The organism is Luteimonas sp. A482 (genome assembly GCF_054072655.1).
In genome coordinates, this window is record NZ_JBSVRO010000001.1 from 24,718 (window position 1) to 44,900 (window position 20,183).

The following is a 20,183-nucleotide window of genomic DNA, read 5'->3' on the forward strand; positions in this document are numbered from 1 at the left end:
GCTCAGACCGGATTGAAGCTGGCGGCGAGCGAGCCGACGATCAGGATCCAGCCGTCCACCAGCACGAACAGCAGGATCTTGAACGGCGCCGAGATCAGCATCGGCGAGAGCATCATCATGCCCATCGACATCAGCACGCTGGCGACCACCAGGTCGATGATCACGAACGGGATGTAGACCAGGAACGCGATCTCGAACGCGGTCTTGAGCTCGCTGGTCAGGAAGGACGCGGCCAGCACGCTGAACGGCACGTCCTCCGGCGTGGCATACGGGCCGGTCTGCGACAGGCCGGCGAAGGTCATCAGGTCGGTCTCGCGCACCTGCGCCAGCATGAAGCCGCGGAACGGCTCGGACGCCGCGGCCCAGGCCGCGCGGAAGTCGAGCGAACCGTCGAGGTAGGGCGCGATGCCGGTGGCCCAGGCCTGGTCGAACACCGGCATCATCACCATCGCGGTGAGGAACAGCGCCAGCGCCAGCAGCACCTGGTTGCTCGGCGTCTGGCCGGTGCCCAGCGCCTGCCGCAGCAGCGCCAGCACGATGATGATGCGGGTGAACGCGGTCAGGCCCAGCAGCGCCGCCGGCAGCAGGGTGATGCCGGTCATCAGCGCCAGCACCTGCAGCGGCATGCTGACCGGCTGGCCGCCGATGTTGCCGAGCTCGACCGAGGGCAACGGCTGCGCCGGCGCGGCGGGCGCGCTCACCGGAGCGGCGGCCGGCGCGGCCTGCGCAAAGGCGTCGGACGGAACCAGCGCGAACGCCAGGCAGGCGCCCAGCAGCCAGGCCGGCAGGGTGGCGCGGCAGGCGCTGGTGGCGCGGAGCAGCGCGCGCAGGAAGGTCATGGTTTCTTTCCGAAGTGCTGCGCAAGCAGCTGCGCGAAGGCGGGCGTGGTTTTCGCCTCGGCGCTGGGCAGGGGCTGGTCGAGGGTGTGCAGGGTGCGGGTGCCGCCGGCGCCGACGCCGAGCAGCAGCTGGGTCTGGCCGACCTCGACCACCACCAGGCGGTCGCGCGGCCCCAGCGCCAGCGAGCCGACGATGCGCAGCGCCGGGTTGGCCACGCCGCCGCCGCCGAGGCCAGGCACGCGCTTGGCCAGCCACGACAGCAGCAGGATCAGCCCGACCACCAGCACCAGCGCGAACACCGCCCCGCCGAGGCTGCCTGCGGTGGACGACTGCGGCGCCGGCGTCGCGATGCCGGTGTGGGCGGTCGTGGTCGTGGCGGCCGCAGTCGGCGCAACGGTCGTCGCCTGGGCACGCGCGGCAAATGCATCGGCGGCGGATGCGGGCGGGGCGTCGGTGGCGGTCGCGATCGTGGCGTCCGCGATGCCGCCGGAACTGGCGGGCACGGCTGCGCCGGCGCTGTCGATCACGGCCGCAGGCGTCACCACGGCTTCGCCTGCCGGTACGCCGGCATCGGCCATCGCCGGCGGCGCCGGCGCCGGCGCAGCCACGGTGGCGCCGGCAACGCCGGCCACCGACAGCGGCAGCGACACCGCGCTCATCGCAGCCTCTTGATCCGTTCGGCCGGGCTGACGACGTCGGTCAGGCGCACGCCGAAGCGGTCGTTGACCACCACCACCTCGCCCTGCGCGATCAGGGTGCCGTTGACGTACACGTCCAGCGGTTCGCCCGCGCCGCGCTCGAGCTCGACCACCGAACCCTGGTTGAGCTGCAGCAGGTTGCGGATCGGGATGCGCGCGCGACCGACCTCGAGCGACAGCGACACCGGAACGTCCAGGATCACATCCAGGTTGAGATCGGCGCCGAGGCCGAGGCCGGCGCCGGCGCTGACGCCGGCTTCTGCGGTGAGCGGGTCGAAGGCGGCCAGGGCCGCGGCGTCGTTGGTGGTCATGGCATGTCCGTCAGGGAATCGAGGGTGGGAATGGTCCGCGCGGCATGCACCTGCGTGACCTTGATGGCGTTCTTGCCGTTGTGGATGCCGAACTCGCCGGTGAACAGCGGCATCTGCTCCACCCGCAGCTGCACGTGGCGTGCCAGCTCGATCGGGATCACGTCGCCCACGCGCAGCCGCGACAGTTCGCGCAGGCTGATCTGGCGATGGGCGATGGCCGAGCTCAGCTCGACCTCGGCGTCCTGCAGCTGGGTGCGCATGGCGCGGGTCCAGCCTTCGTCCTTCTCGATGCGGTCGCTCTGCACGCCGGCATCAAGCTGTTCGCGGATCGGCTCCAGCATCGCGTAGGGGATGGCCACGTGCAGCTCGCCGCCGCCGCCTTCCAGCTCCACGTTGAAGCGGCTGACCACGATGTAGTCGCGCGGGCTGATGATGTTGGCGAAGTGCGGGTTGACCTCGGAGTTCATGTACTCGAACTCCACCGGCATCACCGGCGCCCAGGCATCGACCAGGTCGGCGAAGGTCTGCTTGAGCAGCAGCTGGATCACGCGCATCTCGGTCGGGGTGAACTCGCGGCCCTCGATGCGGGTGTGGTACTTGCCGTTGCCGCCGAAGAAGTTGTCGACCACGGTGAACACCAGCCGCGGCTCGAAGGTGACGATGGCGGTGCCGCGCAGCGGCTTCATCTTCACCAGGTTGAGGTTGGTCGGTACCTGCAGCGAGTGCATGTACTCGCCGAAGCGGACCAGGTCGATGCCGCGCACCGACAGGTCGGCCGAGCGCCGCAGCAGGTTGAACAGGCCGATGCGCAGGGTGCGCGCGAAGCGCTCGTTGATCATCTCCAGCGTCGGCAGCTTGCCGCGGACGATGCGGTCCTGGCTGGCGAAATCGTAGGTGCGCGCCTCGCCCGGCGCGGGCGGCGGCTCGGTCTCGACCACGCCGCTGTCGACGCCGTGCAGCAGGGCGTCGATCTCGTCCTGGGACAGCAGGTCGGCGCTCATTACTGGGTCACCAGGCTGGTGAAGATCACCGCTTCGACCTTGTCGGCGGCGCCCTCGGCCTTGAGCAGGGCGCGCACTTCGTCGCGCGCGGCCTGCTGCAGGCGCTCCTTGCCGGCGCGCTGGGTCAGATGGCGCGCCTCCTGCTGGCCGAACAGCAGCAGCAGGCGGTTGCGGATCGAGGGCAGGTGGGCGTTCAGCGCGGCGAGCGTGGCCGTGTCGCGGGTCACCACCTGCACGTCGGCCTGCAGGTAGCGGACCGCGTCGACGTCGGCGAGGTTGACCACGAACGAGGGCTCGAGCGCGATGTACTGGGCCGGCAGGCGCGAGGGCTGGGCCGGCTTGGCCTCACCGTCGGCCGCAGGCTGCTGCCGGCCCTGCCACCACCACCAGCCGCCACCGGCGGCACCGGCCACCACGACGAGGATCAGGAGCCACAGCCACAGGCGCCGGGACTTGGCGGGCGTGGCGGGCTGGAGAGCAGGGGCGGGGGCTGGCACGAACGTCGACTCCGGCGGTGGATGCAGAAGGGATGCAATCCGTGTGCCGGAGCGATGACGGGGTTTTGACGGCACGCCGTGCGCGCGTGCGCCGGCGCCTTGACGCGGGCCTGGCTCCGACAGCTGTCACTGCACCAAGCCTGTCATTTCGACCGAAGCCTGTCATTTCGCCCAAGCCTGTCATTCCGACCAAGCCCGTCATTCCGCCCAAGCCTGTCATTTCAACCAAGCCTGTCATTTCGACCGAAGGGAGAAATCTGGAGTCGCCCCGACGGCCACTCGACCGGAGGGAGAAGCGCTCTTCAACAGCGCAGCCGTAAATCCTGGACCGTCGGCGGGAGATTTCTCCCTGCGGTCGAAATGACAGACGGGTTGCCGCCGTGCCTCAGGCGTATTCGTCCAGCAGTCCACGTGTTCGCAGCGCGGCCGGAGGCGTGGGTGTCTGGCCGGGATCGCCCGGCTCCCCACCTTGCCCGCGGCGCGCCGTGGCACCCGCGCGTGCGGCATCACCGTCGCGTCCGGCCTGGCCCTGGCCGACGTCGGCCTGGCCGAGCTGCAGGCCGTGCTGGGCCAGCAGTTCGCGCAGGCGCGGCAGGCTGGCTTCGATCGCCTGCCGGACTTCGGCATGGGCGCTGTGGAACTCGGCACGGACCTGCTCGCCGTCGAGCTGCACGCGTACCTCGATCGGGCCCACGTGCTCGGGATTGAGCCGGATCTCGGCGTGGCCGACGCGTTGTTCGGCCATCCACACCAGGCGCGTGCCGAAGCCCTCGTCGAAGCCGGCGTCCGGATTGGCCGGCATCGGCAGCGGCGGCAGGGCCGGGGCGGCCTGCGGGCGCGGGGTGGCCAGCGGCGTGGTCCCGGCGATGCCCGCAGTCGCGGCTTCGATGGCGGGGCCGGCCTGTGTGGCGGCGCTGGCGTCGCGCGCGGTCGCGGCGGCTTCCAGCGCGGGCGACGCCGCCAGGGTCGATGGCGCATCGCCGTCGGCGGCCAGCAGCGGCAGCGCGTGGTCGGCGCCGGCGCTGGCAGGCTCGCCGTCGAGCGTGGGCGCCGCGGCGGCAGTGCCCGTGACGGTGGCGGACGCGGACAGGCCCGCAGCGGGCTGCGCGATCACCGCTGTGGCGGCCGTCGCGCCAGACGCGCTGGCGGCCGCAGCCGTGCCCGACCAGGACCCGTCGAGCAGGGCAAGCAGCTGTTCGGGCGAGGTGGCGTCGGACTCCGAGCCGGCTGCGGGAGCGTCGGCCGCCGGTGCCGGAGGAGGCGCTGCCGGCGGAGCCTGGAGGAGGAACTGTGCGAACGATTGTGCGGGTGCCGGCGCTGCGTCCTCGGCCTGTTCACCCGACTTGGCCACGCCTTCTGCGGCCTTGCCGCGGTCGGCGCGGGCCGATGCGTCTGGCGCGGACGCGTCCGCAGGCGGCTGCGCGGCGCCGTCGCTGCGCGCGGCGCCACGGGTCGGCGGCGCCGGGGCCGGGCTGGCCGAGGCAAGCGACATCGCACCGGCGCCGGTCATCGGGTCTGGCCTTCGTCCGCGGCCAGCGCGGCAACGCGGGCGCGACGGCCGCCGAGTTCGTCCATCTCGCGCTGCACGCGCTGCTCGGCGACCTTCGACTCCTGCGCCCGGTAGCTGTCGGCCAGCTGCTCGAGCACCTTGGTCTCGCGGCTGGCGAGCATCAGCCGCGCGCGCTCGACGTCGGTCAGCTGGCGGCTGTGGTCGACGATCCCGGCCTGCTGCACGACGGCCGCGTTCAGGCGCTCGCGGAAGGCGAGCCGGTTGACCAGCAGCGCCGGCGAAATCGAACTCTCGGCCGGCGCCGCGGCGTATTCCTCGGCGTAGCGGCGCAGCGCTTCGAGGCGCTGCTCCTGCTCGCCGAGCGTGCGGTCGCGGTCGGCGACGTCGCGTGCGGCCGCGTCCTGGCGCTGTTGCATGATCTTGAGCAGCGGATCGAGCCGTTGCGAACGCATCTGGATCAGTCCTGGGTGGGAATGGGGGCGGCGGCAGGGGCGGGGCCGTCGTCGAGCAGGGCGGCCAGCGCGGCGCGGCTGGCCTCGACGTCCGCGGCTTCGGTCACGTCCTGGCCGAGGAAGGCCTGGATCGCGGGCCAGCGCGCCACCGCTTCGTCGACGGTCGGGTCGCTGCCGCGCTGGTAGGCGCCGATCGCGATCAGGTCGCGCTGCGCCGAGTGCGCGGCCATCAGCCGCTTGAGCTTGCGGATGCGCTCGCGCCAGGGCGCATCGGTGATGTCCTGCATGACGCGGCTGACCGAGACCTCGACGTCGATCGCCGGGTACTGGCCGGCGTCGGCGATGCGGCGGGTGAGCACGATGTGGCCGTCCAGGATCGCGCGCGCGGCGTCGGCGATCGGCTCCTGTTGGTCGTCGCCCTCGGTGAGCACGGTGTAGAACGCGGTGATCGAGCCGCACCCGTTGGCGCCGTTGCCGGCGCGCTCGACCAGCTGCGGCAGCTTGGCGAACACCGATGGCGGATAGCCGCGGGTGGTTGGCGGTTCGCCCACCGACAGGCCGATCTCGCGCTGCGCGTGCGCGAAGCGGGTCAGCGAATCCATCAGCAGCAGCACGTGCAGGCCCTGGTCGCGGTAGTACTCGGCGATCGCGGTGGCGCGCAGCGCGCCGTGCAGGCGTGCCAGCGGCGGCCGGTCGGCGGGCGTGGCCACCACGACCGAGCGGCGCAGGCCTTCCTCGCCCAGCGTGCTGTCGACGAAATCGCGCACTTCGCGGCCACGCTCGCCGATCAGGCCGACCACGATGATGTCGGCGGCGGTGTAGCGGGTCATCATCCCCAGCAGGGTCGACTTGCCCACGCCGGAGCCTGCGAACAGGCCGATGCGCTGGCCGCGGCCGATCGGCAGCAGCGCGTTGATCGCGCGCACGCCGACGTCGAGCGACTGCGTGATCGGCTCGCGCATCAGCGGGTTGATCGCGGTGCCGGCCAGGCCGACCCACTGTTCGGCGCGGATCGGGCCGCGCCCGTCCAGCGGCACGCCGTCGCTGTCGACGACGCGGCCCAGCAGGCCCTCGCCAACCGCGACTTCGCCGCGGCGGCGCAATGGCACCACGCGCGCATTCGGAAGCAGGCCTTCGAGGTCGGCGGTGGGCATCAGGTAGGTGCGGTCGCCGGAGAAGCCGACCACCTCGGTGTCGACCCAGCGTCCGCCCGCGGTCTCGACCCGGCAGCGCGAGCCCAGCGGCGCGCTGCAGCCGGAGGCTTCCAGGGTCAGCCCGACCGCGCGACGCAGCACGCCCTCGCGCGCCAGCCCCAGCGAGGGCGGATGCGGATCGGCGGCCTGCAGGCGCGCGGCCAGGCGCAGGTTGCGCGCTTCCAGCCAGTTGGCGGCGGCAACGGTGCTCATGCGTTGGCCTCGCTGCTGGCCAGGGTGGCGGCAAGCACCGACTGCAGGCGCGAAGCGATGGTGCCGTCGATGCGCACGCTCTCGCTATGCAGGCGCAGCTCGCCGCGGCCGAGCGCGCTGTCGATGGTCAGGCGCACGCCGTCCAGGCCAGCCAGGTGCGGGGCAAGTACCCCGAAATCGTCGTTGTGCAGGCGCAGCTCGAGCTCGCGGCTGTCGCTGCCCACCGCCTCCAGTGCCTCGCGCACCAGGTCGGCCAGCAGGGTCGGGTCGATCTGGTAGGCGCGACCGAGCAGGCTGCCGGCGATGCGCACGGCCAGGTCGGCCAGCGCTTCGGCCACTTCGCCATCGAGCCGGGCGAGCGGGCGGGTGAAGCCGTCGAGCACGCCTTCGATCTGCGCCACCATGCGCCGCACGTCGGCCTGGCCGGCGGCAACGCCTTCGGCGTGTCCGCGCGCGTAGCCGTCCTCGTGCGCCGCGCGCTCCAGCGCCTGCAGGTCTTCCACGCTGGGCAGTGCGGGCGCGAGGGCCTCGGGCTCGGGCTCCGGCTCCGGCGCGACTGCGACCAGGCCCGGCGCAGTCCAGCGCACCACGCCGCTGGCCAGACGCGGATCGTCGGCCGACAGCGCGGCCATGCCGTTCAAATCAGCACCTCGGCCTTGACCGCGATCTGGATGTCACCGTTGTCGGCCATGCGCCGCACCACGGCCAGGATTTCCTTCTGCGCGGTTTCCACCTCGGCCAGGCGCACCGGGCCGCGTGCCTCCATGTCCTCGACCAGGATCTCGGCGGCGCGCTGCGACATGTTGCCGGTGATCTTCTCGCGCACCCTGGTTTCGGCGCCGCGCAGGGCCAGCGCCAGCTGCTCGCTGGAGATCTCGCGCAGCACCGCCTGCATCGCGCGGTCGTCGAGTTCGGCCAGGTTGTCGAACACGAACATCAGGTCGCGGATGCGGGTGCCGAGTTCGCCATCGACCTCGCCGATCGCGCCCAGCAGCGCCTCGTCCTGGCCCGAATCCATGAAGTTGAGGATGTTGGCCGCGACCTTGACCCCGCCTACCGATGAGGACTTGATGTTCTGGCTGCCGGCGAACTGCCGCGCCATCACGTCGTTGAGTTCGTTGAGCGCATGCGGCGGGATGCCGTCGAGCGTGGCCAGCCGCAGCAGCACGTCCACGCGCGCGCGCTCGGGCAGGCACTTGAGCACCTCGGCGGCCTGGTCGCCGTCCAGGTGCGCCAGCACGATGGCGATGATCTGCGGATGCTCGTTGCGCACCAGTTCGGCGATCGCGCGCGGATCCATCCACTTCAGGGTGTCCAGGCCAGTGGTGTTGCGGCCCAGCAGGATGCGGTCGATCAGGCCGCTGGCGCGGTCCTCGCCCAGCGCCTGGGTCAGCACCGCGCGCACGTAGTCGTCGGCACCGCTGCCGATTCCGCAGGGACGGGCCAGCACGTCGATGAACTCGTCGAACACGCGCGTCACCGAATCGCGGCCGACCTCGCCCAGCGAGGTCATCGCCACGCCCAGCTTCTGCACTTCCTTGGCGCCCATGTGCTTGAGCACTTCGGCCGCCTGCGCCTCGCCCAGCGAGAGCAGCACGATGGCGGCGCGCTGCACGCCGGTCAGCGCGATCCCGGGGTCAGCCATCGGAGGCCACCATGTCGCGGACCACCTGCGCCACGCGCTTGGGATCGGTGCTGACCGCGGTGCGCGCGATCTCGAGCTTGTCGTCGAGGTCCATCGCGGCCGCCGGTGCCCCGATGGCCTCCGCCCTCGCCTGCGACGGACCCGACAGGCTCACCGGCAGCTCGTCGTCGACATCGGCGGGCGGCAGCACGGTGGCGGTCACGGTCCTGGGGGCGAGCAGCTGGCGCGTGGCCGGGCGCAGCACGGTGAAGATCAGCAGCAGCACCGCCAGCCCGCCCAGCACCAGGCGCACCAGTTCGCGCGCACGCGGGTGCTGCCAGATTGGCGGTCCGTCCATGGGCGTTTCCATCGCGCCGCGGGCGAACGGTGCGTTCACCACCGACACCACGTCGCCGCGCGCGCCATCGAAGCCGATTGCCTGCTGCACCAGGGTTTGGATGCGGGTGAGTTCCTCGGCGCTGAGCGGCCGGCCCGGGCTGGGCGCGGCGGTGCCGACGGTCGCGGCCGGCGCGGCGTTGTCGACCAGCACCGCGGCGGTGACGCGGCGGATCCGGCCCGGCGCCTGGCGGGTATGGGTGAGGGTGCGGTCGATCTCGTAGTTGCGCACCGCGCTGCGGCTGCCGGGGCCGCTGGTGGCCGCGGCTGCCACCGGGGCCGGCTCGGCGGCCGCCTCGGGTGTGTTGCTGGCGCTGCCGGGCACGCCCTGCGCGACGGCGTCGCCGCCGCCACCGAGCGTGCCGGATTCGGAAATCTGTTCGCTGCGCACCATCGCCGGCTGCGGGCCATAGCGCTCGCTCGCCTCTTCGGTCTGGGCGAAGTCCATGTCGACGCTGACCTTGGCGCTGATGCGGCCGGGGCCGGTCATCGGCTCGAGCAGCTCTTCGATGCGCTGCACGTACACCGATTCCTGCCGGCGCTGCTGCTCGAACTGCTTGGCGCCGATCGCGTCGTCGCTCTGCGGGTCGGCGTTGGAGAGCATGCGGCCGAACTGGTCGACCACGGTCACGCCTTCCGGCGGCAGACCCGGGATGCTGGAGGCCACCAGGTGCACGATCGCGTTGACCTGGCCCTGTTCGAGCGCGCTGCCGGCGCGCAGCTGCAGCACCACCGAGGCGCTGGCCGGATCGCGCTGGCGGGTGAACGCGCTCGGCTTGGGCAGCGCCAGATGCACGCGCGCCTCGCGCACCGGGCGCAGGTTGGCGATGGTGCGGGCCAACTCGATCTCCTGCGCATGCTGGTAGCGCGCGCTTTCGATGAACTGGCTGGTGCCGAAGCCCTGGTCGCCCTGGATCGTTTCGAAGCCGTTGCCCTGCGAGGCCGGCAGGCCGGCCGCGGCCAGCGCCATGCGCGCCTCGGCGACCTGGTCGAGCGACACCGCCAGCGCACCGGTGGCCGGGTCGATCTTGAACGGGATGCGCGCGCTGCGCAGCAGCTCGGAGGCCTCGGCGGTGGACTTGGCGTCCAGCCCGGCCTGGACCGGCACGAAGTCCGGCTTCTGGCTCCAGAAGAACAGCCACAGCCCGAGCGCGATGGCCACCGCCAGCAGCGCCAGCAAGCCGAGCTGGCGCACCGCAGGGATGTCCTGCAGGCGGCCCAGGTCGCGCAGGCTGGCGGTGGCCTTGGGAAGTGCGATCACGCTCATGGTCGGTGCCGGAAGGAGGGTCGGTGGAAGGGAGTTCGAAGTTCGGGGCGCCGGATCAGATCGGCATGTTCATCACGTCCTGGTACGCCTGGACGAGGCGGTTGCGCACTTCGACCGTGGCCCGGAACGCGACCTGCGACTGCTGCATCGCCACCATCACCCGGGCGAGGTCGGCGCGCGGGTCGCCCAGTTCGAAGGCCTGCTGCAGGGCGCCGGCGTTGGCCTGGGTCGCGCTGACCTTGTCGATGGTGTTGGACAGGGTCTGCGCGAATCCCGGCGCCTCGACGGCCTTGCCTGCGCCGCCGACGTCGATCGCGTTCGAGGGCGCGACATCGCTATGCACCGAACCGGCGCGCATCTCGTGCGCGCGGATCTGGGAAAGGATCGATGAAATGGCGTCAGTCATCGCGTCGGCTGCAGGTCGGTCTGCATGGACTCAGGCAATTCCCGTGCCACGGGCGCGTCAGAAACTCGCCGCCTGCCTGTCCGCGCCGGCGGCGGGCGTGGCCGCCTGGTCGCGGTCGATGCCGTACTTGCGCAGCTTCTCGACCAGGGTGGTGCGGCGCAGGCCCAGCAGCGGCGCGGCATGGGCAACCACGCCGTTGGATTGTTCCAGCGCCGCGCGCAGCAGCTCCAGCTCGATGCCGGCCATGTGCCCGCGCAGGTCGATGCCCTGCGGCGGCAGGGTGGTGGTGGCCGACAGCTGCGCCGGGTCGGTGGACGCGGCGGCAGCGGCTTTCGGCGTTGTTGCCGGCGGGTCGAACGCTTCGCCGGCGGCCGCGGCCGCGGCGCGGTAGCGCGCCGGCAGGTCGAGGGCGCGCACGGTGCCGCCCGGGTGCAGCACGGCCAGGCGCTCGAGCAGGTTGCTCAGCTCGCGCACGTTGCCCGGCCAGGCGTAGTGGCGCAGCGCGGCGATGGCGTCGGAGGCCAGGGTCACCTGGCCGCGGCCGGCCTCGGCCAGCTGGCGGGTGATCGCGGCGACCAGGTCGGGCAGGTCCTCGCCGCGCTCGCGCAGCGCCGGCATCTCGATGGGGAACACGTTGAGGCGGTAGAACAGGTCCTCGCGGAACTCGCCGTTGCCGATGCGCTCCTCGAGGTCGCGGTGCGTGGCCGCGATCACGCGCACGTCGCACTTGATGGTGACGGTGCCGCCGACGCGCTCGAAGCAGCGCTCCTGCAGCACGCGCAGCAGCTTGACCTGCATCGGCAGGCTCATGTCGCCGATCTCGTCGAGCAGCAGGGTGCCGCCCTCGGCCATCTCGAAGCGGCCCTTGCGCTGGGTCAGCGCGCCGGTGAAGGCGCCCTTCTCGTGGCCGAACAGCTCGCTTTCGAGCAGGTCGGGCGGGATCGCGCCGCAGTTGATCGCCACGAACGGCTTGTCGCGGCGCGACGAGCGCGCGTGCAGGGCGCGCGCGGCGACCTCCTTGCCGGTGCCCGACTCGCCCAGCACCAGCACCGTGGTGTCGTGCGGGGCGACCTGGTCGATCATGCGGTTGAGCTCGAGCACGCAGGTGCTGCGCCCGGTCGGGCCGAAGGTGGGCACGTCGCGGCGGGCGTCGTCGTCGATGCGCTTGAGGCTGGCGCGGCGCAGCGCTTCCTGCAGCTGGGTGCGGCGGATCGGGAACGACAGCGGCCACACCGACTGCGGGTGCAGGCTGGCGCGCCAGCCTGCATCGGCAGCATGGCCCGGCAGCTCCAGCACCGGCGGGTGCAGGGCCTGGGTGGCCAGCCACGCGGCAAACGCGTTCCAGCTCTCGCCGTCGCCGACGTCGCCGACCACGACCGCGACCCAGTCGCTGCCGCGGGCGCGCGACAGGTCGATGTCGTCGGCGTCGTCGACGATGCGCGGCGAGAAGTCCATGAATTCGAGCAGGGTGGCCACGCGCTCGGCGCGGGCCTCGTCGCGGTCGAGGACCAGGATGCGGGACTCGCTCATGCCAAGGCCTCCGTGTTGTTGCCATCGCCCACGCCGGCGAGCGCTTCCAGCAGCGGCAGCACCTCGTGGATGTAGGCCAGCTTGCTGACGAAGGCGTCGGCACCGGCGCGCAGCGCGTGCTCGCGATGCTCGCCGTCGTCGAAGTGGCTGGCGATGACGATGTAGGGCGGGTTGTCCTGGGCCTTGATCAGGCGCGTGGCCTGCAGCCCGCCCATCTCGGGCATGGCCAGGTCCATCAGCACCACGTCCGGGCGCAGCACCTCGCACTGGGCGATGGCCTCGACGCCGTTGCTGGCGGTGCCGGCGACGGTCAGCCAGGGCAGGCGGCGCAGGTGGCGCATGGCCGCGGAGATGAAGCCGGCATGGTCGTCGACCAGCAGCACGGAAATCTGGCGCATCACACGCACTCCTGTCGGGCCTGGCGCGGGGCCAGGCGCTGGCGCGCCCGCGCCGGCCCGATCGCCAGCTGGTCGCGGTACTTGGCCACGGTGCGACGCGCGATGCGCACGCCCTGGCGCGCGAGCAGGCCGGCGATCACGTCGTCGGCAAGCGGCGCGGCGGCCGGTTCGGAATCGATCAGTCGCTTGACCATCGCCTTGATCGCGCTGCCGGCGACCTCGGCGCCCTCCAGCCGCACCGCGAACATGCGCTTGAGCTCGAAGGTGCCGCGCGGGGTCTGGATGTATTTGCCGCTGACGATGCGCGAGACGGTGGACTCGTGCACGCCGATGGTGTCGGCGACTTCGCGCAGGGTCAGCGGCAGGATCGCCTCCGGGCCCTGGTCGAGGAAGCCGCTCTGGCGCTCGACCAGCACCTGCGCGGTGCGCAGCAGGGTGTCGTTGCGCATGGCCACGCCGCGCACCAGCCAGCGCGCCTCGTCGAGCAGGCCGCGCAGGGCGGCGTGCTGGCTGCCGGCGAGCGCGCGCTCGCAGTGCGCGGCCAGGCGCAGCTGCGGGACGCCGCGGCGGTTGAGCGCGACGCGCCAGGCGCCGCCGCCGTGCCAGGCGACCACGTCCGGGACGATGTGCGCGTGGCTGTCGACCGTCGGCGCCTGCACCGGGTGCGGGCGCAGGCCGAGGATCATCGACAGCGCCGCGCGCACGGTGTCAGGCGTGGCGCCGGTGGCCTTGCCGATACCTGCCTCGTCGCGCGCGGCCAGCAGGTCCAGGTGGCCGGCGACGATGCGCAGCGCGCAGGCGCGGGCGTCGCATTCGGGCAGGGCGCGCAGCTGCGCGGACAGGCATTCGGCCGGGTCGGCGGCGGCCATGCCCGGCCAGTCGCCGTGCAGCAGGCGCGTGCGCAGCACCCCGACATCGCCGGCGCGCGTCGGGAAGGCGACGCGCGCGGCGGCCAGCAGCGCGTCCAGCGGCTGCTCGAGGTAGCCGCGGTCGTCGCAGTGGTCGAGCCACCAGGCGGCGACTTCGAGGTCTTCTGGATTCCAGTGCAGGGACAGCAGGCGCAGCAGGCGCAGGCGCGGGTCGCTGGACTCGCCGTCGGCGATGCGCAGCGTCGCGTCGTCATCGCCGCCGCCAATGCCGCCGCCGGACAGGAACGCCGGTTCCGGCAGTTCGTCCCAGGCCGCGGCTTCGAGCGTCGCTTCGGGCGCGTCGGCCTCGGTCTCGTCGGCCTCCTCGTCCTGCTCCAGCAGCGGATTGCGCTCCAGCGCCTGGCGCAGCTCCTGTTCCAGCTGCGGTGCGGTGAGCTGCAGCAGCCGGATCGACTGCAGCAGCTGTGGCGTCAGGTTGACGCCCTGGACCATCCCGACGCGCATGTTGGTTTTCATCGCCGCTGACTCCCTGTGCCGGCATGTCGCCGGCCATGGAATCCATCGTGATGGGCGCGTGACGTAACTCGAATCAGGGCGAACCCGGGTCCGGCTCAGGGCATCCCTGTCGGGGTGTCGGGGATTCCCCTACATCGCGTCGTGTTTCCGACGCGGCGCTGCATCGAAGTGACGCGACGCGGCGCTTTGTGCCGACCGGCTCAGGGCCGGTCGTGCAGGCGCATGGCGATGCGCAGCAGTTCGCCGGCATTGCGGCAGCCCAGCGTCTCCATGATCCGCGCGCGGTGGGTTTCCACGGTCTTGATGCTGATCCCCAGGTCGCCGGCGATCTGCTTGGTGGTGCGGCCGGCGCCCAGCGCGTCGAGGATCTCGCGCTGGCGCCGCGGCAGCGCGTCGACGTTGCCCTCGCCAGGGGCTCCGCTGCGGTAGCCCTGCAATTGCGGTGCCGAAACCTGCGGGCTGAGGTAGGTGCGTCCGGCGGCGGCGGCGCGGATCGCGATTTCCAGCTCGGCCGGCGCGGCCTCCTTGACCACGAAGCCGATCGCGCCGCGCGCCAGCGCCTCGCGCACGTGCAGCGCGTCGTCATGCATCGACATGATCACCACCGCGCACTCGGGGCTGGTCTGGCGCAGCTCGGCCAGGGCGTCGAAGCCGCTGCGGCCGGGCATCGACAGGTCGAGCAGGATGATGTCGGGCAGCGACTCGCGGGCACGGAGCACCGCTTCGTCGGCATTGCTGGCCTCGGCCACCACTTCGATGTCGGCGAAGGAGTCCAGCAGCCGGCGCAGGCCGGCGCGCACCAGCGTGTGGTCATCGCAGATCAATACTTTCAGCAACGCATCGCACCCTCTGCCTCGCCAACGCCACCATAGCGGGGCCGCGCGGCGACTTGCGCGCAGGCCGGGTAGAAGTGTGACAGGTTGCTCAGAAGCCCTGGCGCGGGCGCCGGCTTTCCGCCACGGCGCGGCGGTGGATGCGGAACAGGTGGCGCTCCAGCGCGGCCTCCAGCACCGCCGGCAGCGCGTCGAAGCGCAGCCAGACGCGCACGCCGCCCTCGGCGGGTTCGTGCGCGATCGCGGTGGCGGGCAGCAGCAGGGTCGAGGGCAGCCAGTCGGCCGGACGCACCCGGAACAGGCCGGGGCTGCCGATCGGCGGCGGGTCGTCCAGCACCAGACATGCGCCGCGCGCCGACCACTGCAGCGCAAGCACCGGGTCGTCGTCGATCCGGCACAGGCCGGCCACCAGGGTGGTCAGCAGGTCGAGCTTGGCTTCGATGCGGGGCAGGGCGTGGTCGCCGGATTCGGGTTCTTCGGGCCGCGGCCCGTCCTCGACCACGGCCAGCGCGCGCAGCAGCGCCTCGCCGCTGGCGGCCAGCATCGGGCCGGTGTGCGCGGACCCCGACACGAAGGCGGCCGGGCGCAGTTCCTCGCAGGCGAGCGTGTCGCCAAACAGGAGCCGGGCCGCGTCCGCCGGGGTGGTCATGCCAGCGCCTGCTGCCAGGCGCGCGCGCCGCGCTGGTCCTGGCCGAGCTTGCCGATGGCGCGCATCACCTCGTCGCGCGCCTGGCGGATTTCATCGGTGAGCGCCTGCTGGGCGTCGAGCAGTTCCAGCCAGGGCGCGTGTGGCGTTTTGTTGAAATCGACCGTGGCCAGCGCGGCGGCCACGGCGGCACCGTGCGCCTGCAGCAGCGCGGTGGCCAGCGTCCAGTCCTCGGCCGCGATCGCGGCGCGGACTTCGGCGACGGGCAGGACCGGGGTCATGCCGTCTCCGGTGGCGCGATCGCCAGCCAGGCCGATTCGATGTCGCCGAGCAGGTCGTCGACCTCCTGCAGCGGCGCGGCATCGTTCTCGGCGTTGGCCGCGAGCAGGCGCCGCTGCGCGTAGTCGTACAGCGCCTGCAGGCCATCGGCGATCTCGCCGCCGGCTTCCAGGTTCAGTGCGCCATTGAGGCCACCGATGATGGCGCTGGCATCGCTGATCGCCTGCGACTTGCGCGGCAGGTCGCCGCGCTTGAGGCAGGCGGCGGCCAGGCGCGCGCGTTCACGCGCGCCGGCGAGCATCAGCGCGATCAGCCGGTGCGGGCTGGCGTCGAGCGCCGCGCTGGACACGCCGGTTTGCCGGTACTGGTTGGCGAGGTTGCGGGCGTTCATGTCAGTCCGTTGAGCTGCGCGTGGCGAGCTGCTGGGTGAGGAAGTCGCTGCTGCTCTGGAGCGAGCTCAGCAGCACGTCGAGCGCGGTGAACTGGGTGCGGTAGCGCGATTCGGCCTGGCTCATGCGGAAGTCGAGCGAGCTGCGCTGGCTGGCCAGCGTCTTGCTGCGTGCATTCAGGCTCTCGCTGCGGCCGGCCAGCAGTCCGTCCGGGTCGATCAGGCGGTCGACCACCGCATCGACCTTGCCGGCCAGGCCGCCGGCGGCGAACAGGCGCGACGCAGCCTCGGGGCTGGCAGCCATGCCCTGGTCGAAGGCGGCCTCATCGAGCTTGAGCGTGCCGTCCTTGTTGATCGTGATGCCGATCGCCTTGAGGTCCATGACGTTGTCGCCAAGGATGTCGCGCAGTTCGCGCGTGGCGTTGCGCACCATCGCATCGCCGTTGAGCGCCGCCGCGGTCTTGGCCTCGACGTTGTAGGCGGTGACCTGCCCGATCGCGCCGAGCGCGGCGTTGTAGGCGCTGACGAAGCCCTTGACCGAATTGCGCTGCAGGCTGGCGTCGCCCTCGATGCGCAGTTCTCGGGCCACGCCCGGCTCGGCCTTGGTGAAGGTCAGGCTGACCTTGTCGATCAGGTCGGTCACGGTGTTGGACGAGCTGGTGCGCTCGATGCCATCGACCCGGATGCGGGCATCGGCGGCGGGCAGCAGCTGCGACAGGCCGGAGGCACCGTCGGGATCGTAGCTGAGCGCGGACAGGCCACCGTCGCCGCCGCTGGCGCTGATCTTCAGCGCGCCGGCGCTGCCGGTGTCGACCGCGTTGAGCACCAGGTGCGGGCCGTCGTCGCCGGTGACGATGCTGGCGGTGACGGTCTTGCCGCCGGCAGCGGCGTTGATCGCGTCGCGGATGCCGGCCAGGGTGTTGTCGGGCGCGGCAATCTCGATGCTGAGCGTGGTGTCGCCGGCGCTGATGGTGAGCGTGCCCGTGCCCACCGCCGCGTCGGCGGCGAAGGCGCCGGAGGTGAGCTTCTGCGCGCTGGCCAGGGCCAGCACTTCGATCTGGTAGCGGCCGGCGGCGGCGCCGGCGCTGGTGGTCGCGGCAAAATTGGCATCGGCCGGCAGGATCGCCTTGCGTGCCTGCAGGTTGTCGGTCGAGCTGAGTGCGTTGACGGCGGTGCCGAGCGCGGAAAACGCGCTGCGCAGCGTGCCGATCGCGGAAATCTGGGAGTTGACCTGGCGCTCGCCGCGCGCGATGCGGGCGTCGGGCTGGGCGCGGTCGGCGGCAACCAGCTGAGCGACCATGGTCGCCACGTCGAGCTTGCCGGCGGTGCCGATGGTGGTGCTCATCGCGCTGCCTGCCGGCAGGCGTGCGTCGAGGCGGCGGCATGGACCTGGCGTTCAGTGCGCTGGCGATGCATGGCGGGCTCCTCGAGCAAGGGGATTGGGGGGGTGCTGCGTTGGAAAAAGCGCCCCGCAGGCGCTGCGCAAGCCGCGGCTGGCGGCATGGTGCGCGGCTTGCGCAGCGCCTGCGGGGAAAAGGTATGGCTGGAGAGACTTGAAGACTGGCCCGGCGAGCGCAATGCCGCCGTGCCCGTGAAAGCGCGGGCGCGGCCTGGGCCGCACCCGCTTGGAGCATCAGCGCAGCAGGCTGAGCACGTTCTGCGTGGACTGGTTGGCCTGGGCCAGCATGGCGGTACCGGCCTGCTGCAGGATCTGGTTGCGGCTGAGCTGCGCCGATTCCTTGGCGAAGTCGGCGTCCTGGATCCGGCTGCGCGCGGCCGACAGGTTCTCGGAAGAGGTCGACAGGTTGGCCACGACCGAGGTGAAGCGGTTCTGGATGGCACCCATGTCGGCGCGCGCGGTGTTGATCGCCGTCAGTGCGCCGTCCATCGCGCGCATCGCGTTGTCGGCACCTGCCGCGGTGGAGATGTCGAGGCCGGTGAAGCCGTTCCGCGCCGTGCCCGGGACGGTCGTCGCGGCGCCGGCGGTGGTGCCCGCGGTGACGCCGCTGACGTTGGTCAGGTTGGTCAGGGCCAGGTTCTGGTCGGTCGAGGTGAGCGCGCCCGAGGCGGCCATGGTCACGTTGGCCAGGCCGGGATTGGCGGCCGTGTCGGCCTTGGCGGTGTTGAACGCTGCCAGCAGTGCGGCGGCAGCGGCCGGCGCGTCGGCAGCGCCGGCGGCAGTGCTGATCGTCGCGCCATTGATGGTCATGGACACGCCGGTCGCGAAGGCCGTGGCAGTCGCCGCGGCAGTCGTCTGCGTATAGGTGGTGGTGCCCACCTCGGTCCAGCTGCCCAGTGCGCCCGACGTCGCGTTGACGATGCTTGCGATGTCGATCGTCTCGCCCTGGTTGGCGCCGACCTGGAAGCTCTGGTTTGCGAACGAGCCGTCGAGCAGCTTGACGTCGTTGAAGTTGGTGGTGCCGGCGACGCGGTCGATCTCGGCCAGCAGCTGCTGCGCTTCGGCGTTCAGCGCGCCGCGGTCGGAGGCGGAGTTGGTGGCGTTGCGCGACTGCACGGCCAGCTCGCGGATGCGCTGCAGGTTGTTGCCGATCTCGGCCATCGCGCCTTCGGCGGTCTGCGACAGCGAGATGCCGTCGTTGGCGTTGCGGGCAGCCTGGTCCATGCCGCGGATCTGGGTGGTGAAGCGCTGCGAGATGGCGAGGCCGGCGGCGTCGTCCTTGGCGCTGTTGATGCGCATGCCGGACGACAGGCGCTGCAGGCTGGTGGCGAGGTCGGCGCCGGACGCGGTCAGGTTGCGCTGGGCGTTGAGCGACATCACGTTGGTGTTGATGACTGACGACATGGAAGCTTCTCCTGGAAGGTTGGGTCCGGCGGCGACGAGAAGGCTGGGCCGGTGTTCGCAGGGTGCTGACCGGGATTGGTCCTCGCCGCTGCTGAAATGGGTAACGGCAGGCTGCTGTCAAGCTTTAGGGCAACGCTGAGAAAGTCCGGTTTGTCATTCCGAACGCAGTGAGAAGAGCTTTGCAACGGCGAAGCCGGTCAATCTCGGAAACTGCAAGAGCATGGATTGACCAGCTTCGCTGTTGTAAAAGTGCTTCTCGCTACGCTCGAAATGACAGTTTTTCAGCGTTGCTCTAGCGCCGCCCCGCAAAGTCCGCTGCCGCCTACAGCCGGTCGAACAGCGACATTCCCTGCACGCGCAGCATCGTCTTCTGCGCCGCTTCCAGCGCGGTGAGCTGCAGCGACAGGCGGCTTGCGGCTTCGGCGAAATCCACGTCGCGCAGTTCCGACAGCGACTCCTGCAGGCTGAGGTCGCTGGCGCTGCGGGTATCGCTGGCGCCGTCCAGCGCAGCCAGGCGCGTGCCGGTGCCCGAGCGCAGCGCCAGCATGTGGTCCTGCGCGGTGGCGATGTCGCCCAGCGCGCCGCCGATCAGGTTGTCGCGCCGTGCGCGCTCGGCGGCGGTGGACACCGGCGCCTCCAGCGCATCGGCCAGGCCCTGCAGGGTGGCGAACACGTCGCGCGTGGGCGCAGGTTCGATGGCGAAGCTGTCGCCCGGCGCGGGCGTGCCGGTCAGGGTGAGCTGCATGCCGCCGGCGCTGATGGTGGCGCCGTCGGTGTAGCTGCCGGTGGCCAGCTCGTTGCCGGTGCCGTCGAGCACGCGCCAGGCGTCGGCGGCGGTGAACTCCACGCGCAGCGACTGCCCGGCCCAGGCCGCGTGGTCGGTGACCGCGCTGGACTGCAGCACGCCGCTGCCGGTGTTGGCCGCCGCGGCGCTGCCGCGCAGGATGCCGTCGCCGGTGCGCACGCGCAGGAACACGTCGCTGCCGGCGTCACCGTCGGACACCCAGTGGTCGGGGCCGACCTCGACGCTGTTGCGTCCGCCGTCGCCGGCATAGGTCACCGTGCCGGCGTTGTCGGCAAAGGGAATGACACCGTCGCGCGTGCCGGCGAACAGGCGCCGGCCGTTGCCGTCGTCGCGGTTGGCGATCGCCAGCAGCTCGCTGCGCACGGCGCGCAGCTCGGCCGCGATCGAGACGCGGTCCTGGTCCGACAGCGCGCCGCTGTTGGCCTGCACCGCCAGCACGCGCGCGCGATCGAGCTGGCTGCCGACATCGGTCAGTGCGCCTTCCTGCGTGCGCAGGCGGTGCTCGACCAGGTTGGCGTTGCTGCCCTGCTGCTGCAGCGAGGCCAGCGCGTGATCCAGGCCCTGTGCGCGCGCCATCCCGGAGGGGTTGTCGGCCGCGCGCAGCAGCTTGCTGTCACTGACCAGCTCCTGCTGGGTGCGCGCCACGCGCTGCTGTTGCTGCAGCATCCCCTGCAGGCCCTGGGCGTGCAGCGCGGCGGTGGACATTCTT

The 20,183-nt window shown here is 71.8% G+C and carries 22 protein-coding genes; all 22 read right to left on the bottom strand.

The window, feature by feature from the left end:
* Positions 1 to 2: 2 nt before the first annotated feature.
* Positions 3 to 839: a flagellar type III secretion system pore protein FliP gene (fliP, locus tag ACW5DW_RS00120; protein ID WP_457016457.1), complete on the bottom strand. Its 837-nt coding sequence runs from the start codon at positions 837 to 839 to the stop codon at positions 3 to 5.
* Entirely contained in the window at positions 836 to 1,189 is a 354-nt protein-coding gene (gene fliO, locus ACW5DW_RS00125; protein ID WP_457018357.1) for a flagellar biosynthetic protein FliO, read from the bottom strand. Before fliO ends, fliP begins: the two co-directional genes overlap by 4 nt.
* Before the next feature lie 305 nt (positions 1,190 to 1,494).
* The gene (gene fliN, locus ACW5DW_RS00130; protein ID WP_457016458.1) at positions 1,495 to 1,848 is read right to left on the bottom strand and encodes a flagellar motor switch protein FliN; all 354 of its coding nucleotides are present in this window, start codon (positions 1,846 to 1,848) and stop codon (positions 1,495 to 1,497) included.
* Complete coding sequence (fliM, locus tag ACW5DW_RS00135) at positions 1,845 to 2,849, bottom strand: flagellar motor switch protein FliM (RefSeq protein WP_457016459.1); 1,005 nt, start codon at positions 2,847 to 2,849, stop codon at positions 1,845 to 1,847. The genes fliN and fliM overlap by 4 nt, the downstream gene beginning before the upstream one ends.
* A complete protein-coding gene (locus ACW5DW_RS00140) occupies positions 2,849 to 3,346 on the bottom strand; it encodes a flagellar basal body-associated FliL family protein (protein WP_457016461.1) in 498 nt (165 codons plus the stop codon). Before ACW5DW_RS00140 ends, fliM begins: the two co-directional genes overlap by 1 nt.
* A gap of 385 nt (positions 3,347 to 3,731) precedes the next feature.
* On the bottom strand, positions 3,732 to 4,856 hold the full coding sequence (locus ACW5DW_RS00145; RefSeq protein ID WP_457016463.1) for a flagellar hook-length control protein FliK: 1,125 nt from the start codon (positions 4,854 to 4,856) through the stop codon (positions 3,732 to 3,734).
* On the bottom strand, positions 4,853 to 5,308 hold the full coding sequence (gene fliJ, locus ACW5DW_RS00150) for a flagellar export protein FliJ (protein WP_457016465.1): 456 nt from the start codon (positions 5,306 to 5,308) through the stop codon (positions 4,853 to 4,855). Before fliJ ends, ACW5DW_RS00145 begins: the two co-directional genes overlap by 4 nt.
* A 5-nt stretch (positions 5,309 to 5,313) precedes the next feature.
* A complete protein-coding gene (fliI, locus tag ACW5DW_RS00155) occupies positions 5,314 to 6,714 on the bottom strand; it encodes a flagellar protein export ATPase FliI (RefSeq protein WP_457016466.1) in 1,401 nt (466 codons plus the stop codon).
* Positions 6,711 to 7,346 (bottom strand): FliH/SctL family protein, encoded by a 636-nt coding sequence (locus ACW5DW_RS00160; protein ID WP_457018358.1) that lies wholly within the window; start codon positions 7,344 to 7,346, stop codon positions 6,711 to 6,713. The genes fliI and ACW5DW_RS00160 overlap by 4 nt, the downstream gene beginning before the upstream one ends.
* Positions 7,347 to 7,351: 5 nt before the next feature.
* Positions 7,352 to 8,338 carry a flagellar motor switch protein FliG gene (gene fliG, locus ACW5DW_RS00165; protein WP_457018359.1) on the bottom strand — a complete coding sequence of 329 codons (987 nt, stop codon included), beginning with the start codon at positions 8,336 to 8,338 and terminating at the stop codon, positions 7,352 to 7,354.
* A 13-nt stretch (positions 8,339 to 8,351) separates the two neighbouring features.
* Positions 8,352 to 10,001 carry a flagellar basal-body MS-ring/collar protein FliF gene (gene fliF, locus ACW5DW_RS00170; RefSeq protein WP_457016467.1) on the bottom strand — a complete coding sequence of 550 codons (1,650 nt, stop codon included), beginning with the start codon at positions 9,999 to 10,001 and terminating at the stop codon, positions 8,352 to 8,354.
* A 55-nt stretch (positions 10,002 to 10,056) separates the two neighbouring features.
* Complete coding sequence (gene fliE, locus ACW5DW_RS00175) at positions 10,057 to 10,407, bottom strand: flagellar hook-basal body complex protein FliE (RefSeq protein WP_457016468.1); 351 nt, start codon at positions 10,405 to 10,407, stop codon at positions 10,057 to 10,059.
* A 57-nt stretch (positions 10,408 to 10,464) separates the two neighbouring features.
* On the bottom strand, positions 10,465 to 11,937 hold the full coding sequence (locus ACW5DW_RS00180; RefSeq protein ID WP_457016470.1) for a sigma-54 dependent transcriptional regulator: 1,473 nt from the start codon (positions 11,935 to 11,937) through the stop codon (positions 10,465 to 10,467).
* The gene (locus ACW5DW_RS00185) at positions 11,934 to 12,335 is read right to left on the bottom strand and encodes a response regulator (protein ID WP_457016472.1); all 402 of its coding nucleotides are present in this window, start codon (positions 12,333 to 12,335) and stop codon (positions 11,934 to 11,936) included. The genes ACW5DW_RS00180 and ACW5DW_RS00185 overlap by 4 nt, the downstream gene beginning before the upstream one ends.
* Positions 12,335 to 13,720: an RNA polymerase factor sigma-54 gene (gene rpoN / locus ACW5DW_RS00190; protein ID WP_457016473.1), complete on the bottom strand. Its 1,386-nt coding sequence runs from the start codon at positions 13,718 to 13,720 to the stop codon at positions 12,335 to 12,337. The genes ACW5DW_RS00185 and rpoN overlap by 1 nt, the downstream gene beginning before the upstream one ends.
* A gap of 200 nt (positions 13,721 to 13,920) precedes the next feature.
* Entirely contained in the window at positions 13,921 to 14,553 is a 633-nt protein-coding gene (locus ACW5DW_RS00195; RefSeq protein ID WP_457018360.1) for a response regulator transcription factor, read from the bottom strand.
* A 91-nt stretch (positions 14,554 to 14,644) separates the two neighbouring features.
* Complete coding sequence (locus tag ACW5DW_RS00200) at positions 14,645 to 15,202, bottom strand: PilZ domain-containing protein (protein WP_457016475.1); 558 nt, start codon at positions 15,200 to 15,202, stop codon at positions 14,645 to 14,647.
* A complete protein-coding gene (locus ACW5DW_RS00205) occupies positions 15,199 to 15,480 on the bottom strand; it encodes a hypothetical protein (RefSeq protein WP_457016477.1) in 282 nt (93 codons plus the stop codon). The genes ACW5DW_RS00200 and ACW5DW_RS00205 overlap by 4 nt, the downstream gene beginning before the upstream one ends.
* Entirely contained in the window at positions 15,477 to 15,869 is a 393-nt protein-coding gene (gene fliS, locus ACW5DW_RS00210; RefSeq protein ID WP_457016479.1) for a flagellar export chaperone FliS, read from the bottom strand. The genes ACW5DW_RS00205 and fliS overlap by 4 nt, the downstream gene beginning before the upstream one ends.
* 1 nt (position 15,870) lies before the next feature.
* Positions 15,871 to 17,211, bottom strand: a complete 1,341-nt coding sequence (gene fliD, locus ACW5DW_RS00215; RefSeq protein ID WP_457016480.1) for a flagellar filament capping protein FliD — start codon at positions 17,209 to 17,211, stop codon at positions 15,871 to 15,873.
* Positions 17,212 to 17,499: 288 nt separating this feature from the next.
* Complete coding sequence (locus tag ACW5DW_RS00220) at positions 17,500 to 18,669, bottom strand: flagellin (RefSeq protein WP_457016482.1); 1,170 nt, start codon at positions 18,667 to 18,669, stop codon at positions 17,500 to 17,502.
* 322 nt (positions 18,670 to 18,991) lie between these two features.
* Complete coding sequence (gene flgL, locus ACW5DW_RS00225; protein WP_457016484.1) at positions 18,992 to 20,179, bottom strand: flagellar hook-associated protein FlgL; 1,188 nt, start codon at positions 20,177 to 20,179, stop codon at positions 18,992 to 18,994.
* Positions 20,180 to 20,183 lie beyond the last annotated feature (4 nt).

Excerpts from the sequence above, each read along its gene's own strand:
- ACW5DW_RS00200 (WP_457016475.1), bottom strand. The coding sequence starts at position 15,202 with ATGACCACCCCGGCGGACGCGGCCCGGCTCCTGTTTGGCGACACGCTC.
- ACW5DW_RS00160 (WP_457018358.1), bottom strand. The coding sequence starts at position 7,346 with ATGGCCGCGCTGTCGGCCGACGATCCGCGTCTGGCCAGCGGCGTGGTG.
- fliN (WP_457016458.1), bottom strand. The coding sequence starts at position 1,848 with ATGACCACCAACGACGCCGCGGCCCTGGCCGCCTTCGACCCGCTCACC.
- fliD (WP_457016480.1), bottom strand. The coding sequence starts at position 17,211 with ATGAGCACCACCATCGGCACCGCCGGCAAGCTCGACGTGGCGACCATG.
- fliS (WP_457016479.1), bottom strand. The coding sequence starts at position 15,869 with ATGAACGCCCGCAACCTCGCCAACCAGTACCGGCAAACCGGCGTGTCC.
- fliE (WP_457016468.1), bottom strand. The coding sequence starts at position 10,407 with ATGACTGACGCCATTTCATCGATCCTTTCCCAGATCCGCGCGCACGAG.
- fliM (WP_457016459.1), bottom strand. The coding sequence starts at position 2,849 with ATGAGCGCCGACCTGCTGTCCCAGGACGAGATCGACGCCCTGCTGCAC.
- ACW5DW_RS00180 (WP_457016470.1), bottom strand. The coding sequence starts at position 11,937 with ATGAGCGAGTCCCGCATCCTGGTCCTCGACCGCGACGAGGCCCGCGCC.
- fliI (WP_457016466.1), bottom strand. The coding sequence starts at position 6,714 with ATGAGCACCGTTGCCGCCGCCAACTGGCTGGAAGCGCGCAACCTGCGC.
- flgL (WP_457016484.1), bottom strand. The coding sequence starts at position 20,179 with ATGTCCACCGCCGCGCTGCACGCCCAGGGCCTGCAGGGGATGCTGCAG.
- ACW5DW_RS00185 (WP_457016472.1), bottom strand. The coding sequence starts at position 12,335 with ATGCGCCAGATTTCCGTGCTGCTGGTCGACGACCATGCCGGCTTCATC.
- ACW5DW_RS00145 (WP_457016463.1), bottom strand. The coding sequence starts at position 4,856 with ATGACCGGCGCCGGTGCGATGTCGCTTGCCTCGGCCAGCCCGGCCCCG.
- ACW5DW_RS00220 (WP_457016482.1), bottom strand. The coding sequence starts at position 18,669 with ATGTCGTCAGTCATCAACACCAACGTGATGTCGCTCAACGCCCAGCGC.
- rpoN (WP_457016473.1), bottom strand. The coding sequence starts at position 13,720 with ATGAAAACCAACATGCGCGTCGGGATGGTCCAGGGCGTCAACCTGACG.
- fliP (WP_457016457.1), bottom strand. The coding sequence starts at position 839 with ATGACCTTCCTGCGCGCGCTGCTCCGCGCCACCAGCGCCTGCCGCGCC.
- ACW5DW_RS00205 (WP_457016477.1), bottom strand. The coding sequence starts at position 15,480 with ATGACCCCGGTCCTGCCCGTCGCCGAAGTCCGCGCCGCGATCGCGGCC.
- fliJ (WP_457016465.1), bottom strand. The coding sequence starts at position 5,308 with ATGCGTTCGCAACGGCTCGATCCGCTGCTCAAGATCATGCAACAGCGC.
- fliF (WP_457016467.1), bottom strand. The coding sequence starts at position 10,001 with ATGAGCGTGATCGCACTTCCCAAGGCCACCGCCAGCCTGCGCGACCTG.